Below are 12,607 nucleotides of genomic sequence, written 5' to 3' on the forward strand. Positions count from 1 at the left end.
CGAAACCGTTCCGGGCGGCGCGGGGTGCCGTTTTCGGAATCCCTTTTCCCGTTCCGGGCGGGTGCTGTTTTTCGAACCCCGTGTTGTCCGGATATGCGGGGGCCCCGCCGGAATTCCGGCGGGGCCCCTTCTCGTTCGGGCCGGGATCAGACGCGGCGCAGCCACAGGTAGACGGTGGCCCCGCCGTCGCAGAGGTAGTCCGAGTAGCGGCTGCTCTGCACCTGCTTGCGCCCCTCTTCGTGGCAGGCGGAGTAGGTCCAGTACCAGGAGTAGTACTCCCAGCAGGGAGGAACGTTGCCGTTGTGCTCGCACTGCGGGGTCGGTTCGACCGCCGCGGCGGGGGAGGCGAGACCGAGGGTGACGACGGTCGTCATGGCGGCGACGGCGAGCGTCTTGGCGAACTTCACGAACCACCTCTTCTTTTGTCCCGTAAAGGGTGACCGGAAAGGAACCCGATGGGGCGGGTGCGCGATCGCGCTCATCCGGATCGAGATGATCATAAATTCCACGGGTCTAAAGCCGGGGGAAAGCGGGGGTAAAGCAATGGTCAAGCGAATTCATATATACGAATTCTGGTTTTTTATCGTGTTCTGTCGGGGTGGCCGGGGCGGCGGAGCGCCCGGTCAGCCGCGGCCCAGGAGGGTCTCGCCCATCGGGGTGCGGGTGTGCAGCACCCGGTTCCCCTCCCGGCGGGCGTGGACCAGCCGGGAGCGGCGCAGCACCCCCAGGTGGTGGGAGGCCGTGGAGACCGCCATCCCGCAGGCGTCGCCCACCTCAGAGGTGGTCCGGGGCCCGTCCAGGCAGGCCAGCACCCGGGCCCGGCCCGCGCCCAGCAGCTCCGTCAGCGCCTCCTCGGCGGCGGGGCCGTGGATCCAGGTCTCGGCCAGCCCGTCCACCGGATAGAACAGGGAGGGCTGGACCGGCGGTTCGGTGAGCACCGCGCACCGGGCGGTGCCCATCACCGACGGGGCGAGCACCACCCCGCTGCCCTCGCACCGCACGTCCTCGTCGTGCATGCGCAGCGACACCTCGATGGTGTTGCGATGCCAGCGCACCGTCTCGTGCAGGGTCGCCACCATCGCGCCCACCCCGCCGGCGCCCATCCGCCGCATCCGCAGGTCGATGTCCGCGCCCATCAGCCGGCGGATCTGCGGCCAGTGCGGGGCCATCGTCGCCTCCCACACCTGCTCCCAGGCGTCGGCGATCATGTCCCGGGTCCGCCGCGGGTGCTCGATCATGCCCGCCACCAGGTCCCTGGCGCGCCCCTCTGAACGCACCAGCACCTTGCCCAGGTCGAAGCGGACCGCGTCCATCGGCACCGCGCGCAGCCGCTCGATCTCCTCCTCGGGGGTCATGTCCCAGCTCGGCGCCGCGGTGAGGAAGTCCGGGAAGTACCCCTCCCGGCGGATCACCGCGGTCAGCCGGTCCAGGGCCGCGGCCGGCACCGACGCCCGCACCGACCGCAGCCACCCCCACTGGAGCGGGTGCCGCTGCGGGTTCAGCAGGATGCGCACGGCGTGCGCCAGCTCGTGGCCCGGGGACACCCCGAACCGGATGGCCGACACGTCGTCGGCGCCGATGTGGAACCGGGCGCTCTTTCGATCCATGTCGAAACAGTAGAGCCTCCCGGGCCCGCCCGCCAGAGTGGGGACATCGGCCGGACGGCGGGGACGCGAACCGCTCGGAGGCCCCACAGGAGAAGAGGAAACCATGGACACCACCGCGAACACCGCGGCCCCCCGCGCCATCCCGTTCGACGAGATCGTCATCGGCGAGGCCCGCCGCACCCTGCTCTTCGAGGGCCGCAGGTACGGCTCCGGGATCAGCTTCTTCCTCGTCGACAACGAGCCCGGCCAGGGCCCCGGCCTGCACCGCCACCCCTACAGCGAGACCTGGACCGTCCTGGAGGGCGAGGCCACCATCACCATCGGCGAGGAGCGACTGGTGGCCCGGGCCGGGGACACCGCGGTGGTCGGCCCCCACGTGTGGCACGGGTTCGTCAACTCCGGCACCGGACGCCTGCGCATCATGTGCGTGCACGCCTCCGACACCATGATCCAGGAGTTCAAGGACGAACTGTGACCCGCCCTCCGGGACCGGCGCCCCAGGCGGCCCGGCGCAGGACCCGCCCGGGCCGCTCGCCGGTGGCCTCGCCCCCCTCGACGGCGGGGACCCCGTTGACCAGTACCGCCTCGGTGCCGACGGAGAGCCGCCACGGGTCCTCGTAGGTGGACCGGTCCGCGACCCGCTCCGGGTCGAACACCGCCACGTCCGCCGCGGACCCGGGCGCCAGCACCCCGCGGTCGGCCAGCCCCGCCCTCGCCGCGGGCAGGGACGTCATCCTGCGCACCGCCTCCTCCAGGCCCAGGACCCCCTCGTCGCGCACGTAGCGGCCCAGCACCCGGGCGAACGTCCCGAAGCTGCGCGGGTGCGGCCGCCCCGGGCCGGAGGCGTCCAGGACCCACCCGTCGCTGGCCACGGCGCTGATCGGGGAGGCGAGCACGCCCCGCACGTCGTCCTCGGACATCGCGTGGTTGACGATGGCCACGTCGCCGTGCCCGGCCAGCACGGCCAGCACCACCTCGGCCGGGTCCATGCCGCGCTCGGCGGCGATCTCCGTGACCGACCACCCGGCCCGGTCCGCGAAGGGCCCCGGGCCCGGCTCGGCCAGGACGATGCCCGCCGGGTCGATGTCCCGGCCGAAGCGCTCGTGCAGGCCCTCGACGATCCGGGCGCGCTCGGCCGGGTCCGCGAGCCGCGCCGCGACGGCGGCCGCGCCGCCGTCCAGGGCCCAGGCCGGCAACCGCGAGGCCAGCGAGGTGCTGGACGCGGTGTAGGGGTAGACGTCGCAGGTCACGTCCAGCCCCCGCTCCCGCTCGCGCAGGATGAGGTCCAGCGCCTTCAGGGCCAGCCCGTGGTTGCCCGGGCCCATGCTCTTCAGGTGCGACACCTGGAGCCGCGCCCCCGCGGACCGGGCCGTCTCCAGGGCCTCGGCGACGGCCTCCAGGACCCGGTCGGTCTCGTTGCGGACGTGAGTGGAGTACAGCATGCCGTGCTCGGCGGCCCGCCGCACCAGCGCTACCACCTCGTCCGTGGCGGCGAACAGGCCGGGCGGGTAGATGAGCCCGGTGGAGAAGCCCAGCACGCCCTGTTCCGCCGCCCGGGACACGTGGCCTCGCATCTCCTCCAGTTCGGCGTCGCCGGGGGCGCGGTCCTCGCCGCCCAGGACCGCCGAGCGGATCATGTTGTGCCCGATCTGGAGTCCCACGTTCACGCCGGGGCGCCGCGCGTCCAGCATGGCGGCGTACCCCTCGGCGTCCGTCCAGGACCAGTCCAGGGCGGCCGGGTCGAAGCCCGCGAAGCCTCCGGCGTCCCTGTTCCGCTCGGTCAGCGGGAACGGCGAGTGACCGCAGTTGCCGGTGACCAGGGTGGTCACGCCCTGGGCGAGCTGGGTGACGGCCCCCGGCGAGGCGGGCAGGGTGAAGTCCGCGTGCGAGTGCAGGTCCACGAACCCCGGTGACACGATCCGGTCCGTGGCGTCGATGGTCCTGCGCCCCCGCAGGGGCCCGGTCCCGACCGCGGTGATCCGGTCCCCGTCGACGGCCACGTCCGCACGGCGGCCGGGCGCCCCCGTACCGTCGACGACGGTCCCTCCGATGATGACGATGTCGTGCACGCGTTCTCCTCAGCGGGTCTCGATGAACATGATGAGGGTGTAGACCGCACAGACGGGGATCAGCACCGCCCATCCGGTGATCAGGACGTTCTTCAGGTTCGTCGACCGTGCCATGCCCATGGCGCCGACCATGTTCGCGTTGGGGAAGGGGCCGTACGTGTCGGCCTTGGACGCGAAGAGCAGGACGATGATCCACGTGGCCACGCCGATGCCGATGCTCGAGGCCAGGCCGCCGAACAGCTCGTCGATCAGCACCACCTGGGCAGCGGTGGCGCCGGGGACCCCGACCCAGCCGAGCAGGGCGATGGCGATCGCGAACACGAAGGGGCCCAGGCCCTCCAGCCGCTCGCCGTACAGCTCCAGGATCACGTCGAAGGGCTGGAGGGAGTCGAGCACCACGAACAGCACCGCCAGCAGGACGAACAGCACCAGCATGCCGATCATGCTCCTGGCCCCCGTGCCCAGTGCGCGCAGGGTCCCGACCGGGCCCAGCCCGCCGACGAGACCGGTGAGCAGCCCCAGGACGGGCAGCGCGACCAGGGGGAAGAGGATGCCGACGCCGGAGACCACGGCCCACACCACCGACCCCGCCAGGACGACGGAGAAGAGCGCGGTCGCGGCGCGGGCGCGCCGGTCGGGGCGGTCCGTCCCCTGGACCATGTCGGCCTCGCCGTACTCGTCCCCGGTGCCCTCGGTGCGGCGCTGCATCCACCGCACCACGGGCAGGCCCACCGCCAGCGAGACCGCCGTGAGGGGCAGCGCGCCGTAGAGGAGGTACTCGAGGTAGCCGGCGTCCGCCGCCGTCATGATGGCGACGTTCGACCCGGCGAAGGGGGCCAGGGCCAGGCCGGCGCAGCCGCCGATGAACATCATCGCCGCGGTCGCGCTGCGGGTGTAGCCCAGGCGGGCGGCGACCGGGATGACCAGGGGCGCCGCGATGGCCAGGGCCCCGGCCAGGGTCCCCAGGGAGGCCACGAGCGCCAGGCAGGCCACCATGACCGCGAACGCGGTCACCAGGGGGCCGCGCCCGCCGACCAGGCCGACGATCCCGCCGACGATTACGTCGGCCACCCGGGTCCGGCGCATGACCTCGCCCACTGCGGCCCCGAACATGATGATCACGCCGATGAGCGTCACCTGGTTGCCGAGCGACGCCACCGCGATGTCGGCCATGGCGCCGGGGCCCGGCATGAGGATGAGCAGGCCGCCGACCGTGCTGACCACGGAGGCGGGCAGCATGTTCATGCCCAGGACGACCAGGGCGGCGAACAGCAGGATGGGCAGCAGGCCCCAGAGCGTGGGCGGCTCGTAGAGCAGTCCGCAGACGAGGCAGGCCGCCAGGCCGACGGCCGACAGCACCGGGTTCAGGACGCGGACGACGCGCGCGCCGCGGGGGGTGTTCGCCGTCGCGGCCGCGCCGTCGGCGGTCCGTTCGGGGGGAGAGGCGGTCATGGTCTTCCTCGGGATCGTGGGAGGGGAGGGGGAGGAGGAGGGCGGCCCCGGAAGGGGCCGGCCCCGGGTGGCCGGGCGCCGTCTCAGACGGTGCGGTGCAGGCCGGTGACGAGGGCGGCGAGCAGGTCGATCCGCTCGGTGAGGCCGGACGCGGACACCCACTCGTCCCGGGCGTGGGCGCCGCCGCCGTGCGGCGCCAGCCCGTCGACCGTGGGGACGCCCAGGGCCCCGGTGGTGTTGGTGTCGGCGGCCCCGTCGGCGGGGCGCCCGCCCAGGCTCTGGCCGATGCCCGCGGCGATCTCCGCGACGGATGCGGCCAGGCCCCGGGAGGCGTCGTCCTCCCGCCAGGTGGGCCGGTGGGAGAGCAGCCGGGAGGCGACCCGGGCGTGCGGGCGCACCGGGGTGAGCCCTTCGAGGGCGCCCAGGACGGTCCGCTCGTTCTCCGGGTCGGCGAAGCGCAGGCCCAGGTCGGCGTGGGCGCGGCCGGCGACGACGTTCGTCCGGCCGCCGCCCCGCACGGTGCCGGTGTTGAGCAGGACCGGGAGCCGGGAGGCGACCTCGCGCACCCCCAGGAGCTGGTCGATGAGCTCGTCGATGGCGTTGGTGCCGGCGTCGGGGTCCAGGGCGGCGTGCGACTCCACACCGGTGACCTCGATGCGGGCCCGGGTGCTGCCCCTGCGGCCGGTCTTCAGGTCCCCGCCGGGGTGGGGCGGCTCCAGGCCCAGCACGGCCCGGGCCGACTCGGCCTCGGAGCGGACCAGGTCGCCCGCGGTCGGCGATCCGACCTCCTCGTCGGCCACGACGACCGCCCGCACTTCGGGGTGGGGCTCCCCTGAGGCGACGACCCGTTCGACGGCGGCGAGCAGGGCCACGATCCCGGCCTTGGTGTCGTACACCCCGGGCCCGCGGACCACGTCCCCCTCCACACTCCAGGGCATGGAGTCCAGGGTGCCGGTCGGCCAGACCGTGTCGTAATGGCTGAGGAAGAGCAGCGGCGGGCCGTCGACCCCGCGTGCCGGCAACGACCACAGGAGGTGGTCACCCGCCGTCCCGGCCCGGCGGGCGGTGTCCATTCCCGCCCGGCGCGCCAGCGGCTCCAGCACCCCCGCCAGGGCGGCCAGGGCCGCCGTGTCCCCGCTCGGCGACTCCAGCAGGGTGAGCGCGCGGAGGGTGCCGAGGGGGTCGTCGGAGACCGGGGGAGCAGTGGTGATCCGTTTCATATACGGATGCTATGGTTGCCACAAAAATCCTGTCAATAGGGAAAAAGCACCTGAAGGTCGAATGATACGTTCGCTATCTTTCTCCGGAGGCGAAGCGTGACGATGCGTGTCCAGCACTCCTCCCCCGGACGCCCGGACTCGGACGGGATCACCGTCCGGGACCTCACCACCGCCGCGGAGTGGTCCGCGGCCTCCGGCCTCTACCGCTCTGTCTTCGGCTACGAGGGACCCGAGCACGCGGTCAGCCCCCGCCTCCTCGCCGCCCTGCGCGAGAACGGGGGCAGCGTGCTCGGGGCCTTCGACGAGAACGGTTCGCTGGTCGGCTTCTGCTACGGCGTCCACGCCGTCGACGGCGGAGCGCCCTACCACTACTCTCAGACCGCCGTCGTGGCCCCGACCGTCCAGGGGCGCGGCGTCGGCCGGGCCCTGAAGCGGGGGCAGGCCGAGGCGGCGCGCAGGACCGGCGTGGACACCATGCGCTGGGCCTTCGACCCCTACTCGCTGCGCAACGCGCACTTCAACCTCGAAGTCCTCGGAGCGGTCGGCATCCGCTTCCTCCCCGACTTCTACGACGACGGGGGCTCCGACCGCGTCATCGTCAGCTGGAGCCTGGGATCCGCGGCCGGCCGGCCGCGGGCCGAGGGGCCCGGCCACCGCACCACGGTCACCGCGCCCGCCGGGCCCCGGACCGCGGCGGAGGACCCCGGGGACCGGGCCCGCCTCTCGGCGGAACTGCGGGCCCGCTTCACGGAAGGCCTGCGGCTCGTCTCGGTCGCCAGGCCGGAGAATGCTCCCGACACCGTGGTCTACACCTTCAGTCGAGGAGAGACATGACCCCCCAGCGCGGAACCACCCCGTCCGAGCGCTTCGACCGCAACGTCCAGCGCCGCTCCGCCCAGGTGCTCAAGCAGCGCGTCCTCGAACAGCAGCGCGCCGAGTTCGACACCGCCCTGGCCTGGGCCGCGGAGGAGGACGCCATCGAGCGGGCCGCCGCCCTGATCGTCTCCGCCCGCCGCCGCTACCTCCTGGGCTCGGGCAAGTCCCTGGGCTACGCCTGCATGCTCGCCTCCGACCTCACGGCGGGCCTGTCCGGCGTCCACTTCGTCGACGGCTCCGCGCTGCGCGCCCTCGACGTGCTCAGCGACATCCGCGCCGGGGACCTGCTGGTGGCGGTCTCCCTGTCCCGGTACCGGCGCGAGACCGTCGAGGTCGCCCGCACCTACGCCGAGCGCGGCGGGACCCTCGTCCTCATCACGGACGCGGAGGACGCCCCGCTCGTCCGCTACGCCGCGGCCGCGGTCGTCCTGGACCTCTCCAGCGCCTCCTACACCAACTCGCCCACCTCGGTCGCGCTCTCCCTGCACCTGTTGGCGACCCTGACCATCGCCAGTTCCAAGGGGGCCGGGCGCCGCCTGCGCGAACGGGACGCCCTCTCCGCCGAACTCGGCCTCTACACGGAGGAAGAATGACCCGCATCGACCGCATCGAACTCCACCGGGTGCGGCTGCCCCTGGTCCACCGCTTCCAGACCAGCTCCCACGCCAAGACGGAGCTGGAGCACATCCTGGTCCGGCTCACCGACGGCGACGGGGCGGAGGGATGGGGCGAGATCGCCTCGCCCAGTGGCCCCTTCTACTCGGCCGAGACGGTCGAGACCTGCTGGTCGGTCGCGGTCGACCACCTGGTGCCGATCGTCCTGGGCACCGACTGGGAGCACCCCGGGGAGCTGGCCCGCGCCATGGCCCGGGTGCGCGGCAACCGCTTCGCCCGCGCCGGCTTCGACATGGCGGCCTGGGCGCTGTGGTCGCTGCGCCGGGGCGTGCCCCTGGCCCGCGCGCTGGGCGGCGGGCGCGACACCGTGGAGGCGGGCGTCTCCCTGGGGATCGAACCGGGGATCGACGCCCTCCTGGAACAGGTCGGGCTCCGCGTCGCCGAGGGCTACCGCCGCGTCAAGCTCAAGATCGCGCCGGGCTGGGACGTCGAGCCGGTGCGGGCCGTCCGCGCCGCCTTCCCAGGCGTGCCCGTCCACGTCGACGCCAACGGCGTCTACGAGGACACCGAGGAGCACCATGCGATCCTGCGGGAACTGGACGGGTGCGGGCTGCTCATGGTCGAGCAGCCCTTCGCCCCGTCGGCCCTGCTGGCCCACGCCCGGCTCCAGCGGACCATGGAGACCCCGGTCTGCCTCGACGAGTCGGTGGAGGACCCCGAGGACCTGAACACCGCGCTGGCCCTGGGGGCCGGGCGCGTCCTCAACATCAAGGTGTCCCGGATGGGCGGTCTGACCCAGGCCGTGCGCGCGCACGACATCGCCCGCGACCACGGCGTCCCGGTCTGGTGCGGCGGCATGCACGAGTTCGGCGTGGGCCGTGCGGCCAACGTCGCGCTCAGCTCCCTGCCCGGGTTCACCCTGCCCTCGGACGTGTCCGGCTCGGACAAGTACTACGCGCGCGACATCACCACCGAACCGGTGGTGTGCACCGGCGGGACCGTGCGGGTGCCGTCGCGGCCGGGGGCGGGGTGGGTGCCGGACACCGGCTTCCTGCGCACGGTGGCGACCCGGAGCCTGGTCAGGGAGGCCTCCGCCGCGGCCGTCCGAGCCCCGGCGCCGCACCGGGAAGAAACCCCGCCGCGCGTTGTTGCCCATGGACGGCGACGACGCTAAGGGGGACGCCATGACGGGCACCGCACCGGGGGAGCCGCAGGAGGCCGAGGCGGTCGTGGTGGGCGCGGGCCAGGCCGGCCTGTCGGCGGCCTGGCACCTGCGCCGCCTGGGCCTGGTACCGGGCACCGACGCGGTGGTCCTGGACCGGGGGCCCGCCCCCGGCGGGGCCTGGCAGTTCCGCTGGGAGGCGCTGCGCCTGGACGACGCCCACAAGGTCGACGACCTGCCGGGCATGCGGGAGATGGGGCTGAGCTTCGCCACCGCCGACGGCGACCGCCCGGCCCGCGACGTCGTCCGTGAGTACTACGACCGCTACGAGCGCGCCTTCGACCTGCGGGTGCGCCGCCCGGTCGAGGTCACGGCGGTCCGCGAGGCCGGCGACGGCCGCCTGCGGGTGGAGACCGACCGGGGAGCCCTGCTCACCCGGGCGCTGGTCAACGCCAGCGGCACCTGGGCCCGGCCCTTCCGCCCCTACTTCGCGGGCGCCGCGGACTTCCGGGGCGTGCAGGTGTCCACGCCGCAGTACCGGTCCGCGCGGGACTTCGCGGGCCTGCGCGTGGCCGTGGTGGGCGGGGGCACCTCCGCCACCGGCTTCCTGCACGAACTGGAGGGGGTGGCCGCCTCGACGGTCTGGGTCACCCGCCGCCCGGTGCGGTTCACCGACGACCCCGGGGCCGGGGTCGCCGCGGTGCGCCGGGCGGACGAGGCCGCCCGCGCGGGGCGGCCGCTGCCCAGCATCTCCAGTGGCACGGGCCTGCCCGCCACCCCGCGCAACCTGGCCGCCGTCGAACGCGGGCTCCTGGTCGCCCGCCCCATGTTCGCCGCCGTGGAGCCCGACGGGCTGCGCTGGGCCGACGGGACCTTCGAGCCCGTGGACGCGATCATCTGGGCCACGGGCTTCCGCGCCGAGCTCACCCACCTGGCCCCCCTGGGGCTGCGCGAACCCGGGGGAGGGGTGAGGGTGGAGCAGGGCCGCTCGGTGCGCGACCCGCGCGTGTTCCTGGCCGGGTACGGGCCGCAGGCCAGCACCATCGGCGCCAACCGGGCCGGGCGGACCGTCGCCCGCCAGGTGGTGGAGTACCTGCGCGGTGCACCGGCCGCCGCCTGAGCCGACCGGGCCCGCCCCGTTCAGGCGGAGGCCTCCCCGGCCGCCGCCTCCAGCGCGGCCAGGACCGCCGCCAGCGGCCCCGGCACCCGCTCGGGGGCCAGGGCCCGTGCCATCGCCCGGGCGTACTGCTCCTTGTTGTTGCTCATGAACCCGTGCAGCTGCCGGTCGGCCGGCCGGCCCCGGTGCGCGGGCTGCCTGCGGTAGATCCGCAGGGAGCGCTCCCTGCCCTGGCCGGCGATCACCTGTTCCACCCCGGCCACGCCCAGCGCGCGGATCAGCTCGTCCTCCAGGTCGTCCACGCACACGTGGAAGTCCCGGCCCAGGCCCGCCCCGGCGAACGCCCGCGCGAAGTGCCGCTCCTCGGCGGCGTCGCACAGCCCCACCAGGCGCAGCCCGGCGCCCCGCGGCCCCAGCCGGGCCACGAAGCGGCCGACGTTGGTGGCCCCGCCCATCGGCACGATCGCCGCGCCCAGGAGCCGCGGGTCCAGTCCGCGCCCCGGGGCCAGGGCCAGCAGGGCGGCGCGATCGCTCTCGCCCTCGACGAGGATCGCGGTGCCCAAGCCGTTCAGCCCTTCCACGGGCGTCACACTACGGTCCGCGGACCGGTGGCCGCACGCCGTTTTCGCCGCCGCACGATCGTTCAAGACGCGCTCGGCCCCGCGGTGCTCCGATACGTGCGGGGCGCCGGGCGGCGCCCGGACGGCACCCTCCCGGGAGGAGACGAGGACATGGCGATCGGTTTCGTCGGACTGGGGATCATGGGGACCCCCATGGCGCTGCGGCTGCTGCGGGCGGGCACCGACCTCGTGGTGTGGAACCGGTCCCCGCACCGGTGCGGGCCCCTGGAACGCGCGGGCGCGCGGATCGCCGCGAACCCGGCCGAGGTGTTCGACTCCTGCTCCGCGGTGATCCTCATGCTCTCCGACGAGGCGGCCGCCGACGCCGTGCTGGGCCGCACGGCGGAGGGGGAGGTGGCCGTCGGCGTCGCCGGGCGCACGGTCGTCCACATGGGCACGATCGCCCCGGCGGCCTCCCGCTCCCTGGGGGCGGACATCGAGGCCGCGGGCGGCCGCTACGTGGAGGCCCCGGTCTCGGGCTCGCGCGGGCCGGCCGAGGAGGGGACCCTGGTGGCGATGCTCGCGGGCGACCCGGAGCCGGTGGCGGAGGCCGCCCGGATCATCGCGCCGCTGTGCGCCGACCAGGTCGTGTGCGGGCCGGTGCCCGCCGCCCTGACCCTCAAGCTCGCGGTGAACACCTTCCTCATCACCCTGGTCACCGGGCTGGCCGAGGCGTTCCACTTCGCCGAGCGCCAGGGGCTGGACCCGGGCCTGCTGGCCCGTGTCCTGGACGCCGGGCCCATGGCCAGCGCCGTTTCCCGGGCCAAGGCGGACAAGCTCGTCTCCGGGGACTTCGCGCCGCAGGCGGCGGTCACCGACGTGTTCAAGAACAGCCGCCTGGTCGTGGAGGCCGCCCGTGCGGCGGGTGCGGCGGCGCCGCTGATGGAGGCGTGCCTGCGCGCGTTCGCCGACGCCGACCGCTCCGGCCACGGCGGCCGGGACATGGCCGCCGTCATCGAGGCGCTGCGGGCGGCCGACCCCGGCCCCGCTCCGGAGCGGGCATCCGCTCCAGCGCCGCCGCCCAGCGGCCGGGGGTGAGCCCGTAGGCGCCCTTGAAGACGCGGGTGAGGTGGCTCTGGTCGGCGAACCCGGCCTCCACCGCCGCCGCGGCCAGGGGGACGCCCGAGGCGATCAGCCGCCGGGCCCGGTCCAGCCGCCGCATGGCGCGGAACCGGGTGGGGCTGGTGCCGAACGCCTCGCGGAACCGCCGCGCGACCGTCCACCGGTCCAGTCCGCAGGCCCGCTCCAGCTCCTCGGCGGAGTGCGCGGCGGCCGGGTCGTCGGCGATGAGCCCGCGCGCCCGCTCCAGCGCCGCCAGCGGCAGGGGACCGCCCCGGGGCCGGGCCGGGGCGGACCGCCCCGACCAGGCCAGGAGCAGGTCGGCCAGGGACGCGGCCAGCTCCGCCCCGGCCAGGCCGTCCAAAGGGTCGTCCATGGTGCCCAGCCACCGCAGCAGGGCGCGGGGCACCCGCTCGGCGGGCACCACGGGGTCGGCCACGAACGGCAGCGGCACCCCGCCCAGCGCCCGCTGGACCAGCGCGGGGTCGATGTGGACGATCCGGTAGCCGAACCCCTCCTCGGTCCCGGCCGCCCCGTCGTGCTCCTCGTCCGGGTGCAGCACGTGGGCCTGCCCGGGCAGGCAGTGGTGGCGCCCGCCGCGGTAGCCGAACCCCTGGACCCCGGCCAGGGTGACGCCGACCGCGTACACGTCGTGCCGGTGCGGGGCGAAGCCCCCGGAGGAGAACGACACCGCCAGCCGCTCGATCCCCGGGGCGCCGCGCCCGTAGCGCAGCCTGCCGCCCCGGGCGCCCGCCAGGGGCCCGACCGGTTCCGGGGTCGTGTCGTCCATGGGAGGACCACGGTAGCCCA

General features: G+C 74.8%; 13 protein-coding genes. 6 read left to right on the forward strand and 7 right to left on the reverse strand.

All coding sequences use genetic code 11. The features are described from left to right. Positions 1-146: 146 nt before the first annotated feature. Positions 147-407: a hypothetical protein gene (locus ACFVNO_RS04770; protein ID WP_220562373.1), complete on the reverse strand. Its 261-nt coding sequence runs from the start codon at positions 405-407 to the stop codon at positions 147-149. A 216-nt stretch (positions 408-623) separates the two neighbouring features. Continuing rightward, positions 624-1,607 carry a DUF5937 family protein gene (locus ACFVNO_RS04775; RefSeq protein WP_378889382.1) on the reverse strand — a complete coding sequence of 328 codons (984 nt, stop codon included), beginning with the start codon at positions 1,605-1,607 and terminating at the stop codon, positions 624-626. 103 nt (positions 1,608-1,710) lie between these two features. On the opposite strand from ACFVNO_RS04775, the gene ACFVNO_RS04780 reads away from it, so the two are divergent. Continuing rightward, positions 1,711-2,082, forward strand: coding sequence for a cupin domain-containing protein (locus ACFVNO_RS04780; RefSeq protein ID WP_355255820.1), 372 nt, complete (start codon positions 1,711-1,713; stop codon positions 2,080-2,082). On the opposite strand, the gene ACFVNO_RS04785 is transcribed toward ACFVNO_RS04780, so the two are convergent. The 3 genes from ACFVNO_RS04785 to ACFVNO_RS04795 form a co-directional block, all read right to left on the reverse strand. Then, positions 2,066-3,676: an amidohydrolase family protein gene (locus tag ACFVNO_RS04785; RefSeq protein WP_378889386.1), complete on the reverse strand. Its 1,611-nt coding sequence runs from the start codon at positions 3,674-3,676 to the stop codon at positions 2,066-2,068. The genes ACFVNO_RS04780 and ACFVNO_RS04785 overlap by 17 nt on opposite strands. 9 nt (positions 3,677-3,685) lie before the next feature. Further along, on the reverse strand, positions 3,686-5,128 hold the full coding sequence (locus ACFVNO_RS04790) for an SLC13 family permease (protein WP_378889389.1): 1,443 nt from the start codon (positions 5,126-5,128) through the stop codon (positions 3,686-3,688). 83 nt (positions 5,129-5,211) lie between these two features. Continuing rightward, positions 5,212-6,348, reverse strand: coding sequence for a M20/M25/M40 family metallo-hydrolase (locus tag ACFVNO_RS04795; protein ID WP_378889392.1), 1,137 nt, complete (start codon positions 6,346-6,348; stop codon positions 5,212-5,214). Between the two features lie 102 nt (positions 6,349-6,450). Here ACFVNO_RS04795 and ACFVNO_RS04800 point away from each other — a divergent pair, with 102 nt between their 5' ends. Genes ACFVNO_RS04800 through ACFVNO_RS04815 form a run of 4 tightly spaced genes read left to right on the forward strand, consistent with a single transcriptional unit; the run spans position 6,451 to position 10,121 of the window. Then, positions 6,451-7,182 carry a GNAT family N-acetyltransferase gene (locus tag ACFVNO_RS04800; RefSeq protein ID WP_378889975.1) on the forward strand — a complete coding sequence of 244 codons (732 nt, stop codon included), beginning with the start codon at positions 6,451-6,453 and terminating at the stop codon, positions 7,180-7,182. After that, positions 7,179-7,817, forward strand: a complete 639-nt coding sequence (locus ACFVNO_RS04805) for a MurR/RpiR family transcriptional regulator (protein WP_220562366.1) — start codon at positions 7,179-7,181, stop codon at positions 7,815-7,817. Before ACFVNO_RS04800 ends, ACFVNO_RS04805 begins: the two co-directional genes overlap by 4 nt. Beyond that, positions 7,814-9,013: an o-succinylbenzoate synthase gene (gene menC, locus ACFVNO_RS04810; protein WP_378889397.1), complete on the forward strand. Its 1,200-nt coding sequence runs from the start codon at positions 7,814-7,816 to the stop codon at positions 9,011-9,013. The genes ACFVNO_RS04805 and menC overlap by 4 nt, the downstream gene beginning before the upstream one ends. 10 nt (positions 9,014-9,023) lie before the next feature. Next, positions 9,024-10,121 carry an NAD(P)-binding domain-containing protein gene (locus ACFVNO_RS04815; RefSeq protein WP_378889401.1) on the forward strand — a complete coding sequence of 366 codons (1,098 nt, stop codon included), beginning with the start codon at positions 9,024-9,026 and terminating at the stop codon, positions 10,119-10,121. A 20-nt stretch (positions 10,122-10,141) separates the two neighbouring features. Here ACFVNO_RS04815 and ACFVNO_RS04820 read toward each other — a convergent pair whose 3' ends face one another. Further along, positions 10,142-10,699, reverse strand: coding sequence for a TOPRIM nucleotidyl transferase/hydrolase domain-containing protein (locus tag ACFVNO_RS04820; protein WP_355255814.1), 558 nt, complete (start codon positions 10,697-10,699; stop codon positions 10,142-10,144). Between the two features lie 150 nt (positions 10,700-10,849). Here ACFVNO_RS04820 and ACFVNO_RS04825 point away from each other — a divergent pair, with 150 nt between their 5' ends. Further along, complete coding sequence (locus ACFVNO_RS04825; protein WP_378889405.1) at positions 10,850-11,776, forward strand: NAD(P)-dependent oxidoreductase; 927 nt, start codon at positions 10,850-10,852, stop codon at positions 11,774-11,776. On the opposite strand, the gene ACFVNO_RS04830 is transcribed toward ACFVNO_RS04825, so the two are convergent. Next, the gene (locus tag ACFVNO_RS04830; RefSeq protein ID WP_378889408.1) at positions 11,691-12,587 is read right to left on the reverse strand and encodes an AraC family transcriptional regulator; all 897 of its coding nucleotides are present in this window, start codon (positions 12,585-12,587) and stop codon (positions 11,691-11,693) included. The genes ACFVNO_RS04825 and ACFVNO_RS04830 overlap by 86 nt on opposite strands. Positions 12,588-12,607 lie beyond the last annotated feature (20 nt).

This window comes from Nocardiopsis sp. NPDC057823 (assembly GCF_042797335.1).
Taxonomy (GTDB): domain Bacteria; phylum Actinomycetota; class Actinomycetes; order Streptosporangiales; family Streptosporangiaceae; genus Nocardiopsis; species Nocardiopsis changdeensis.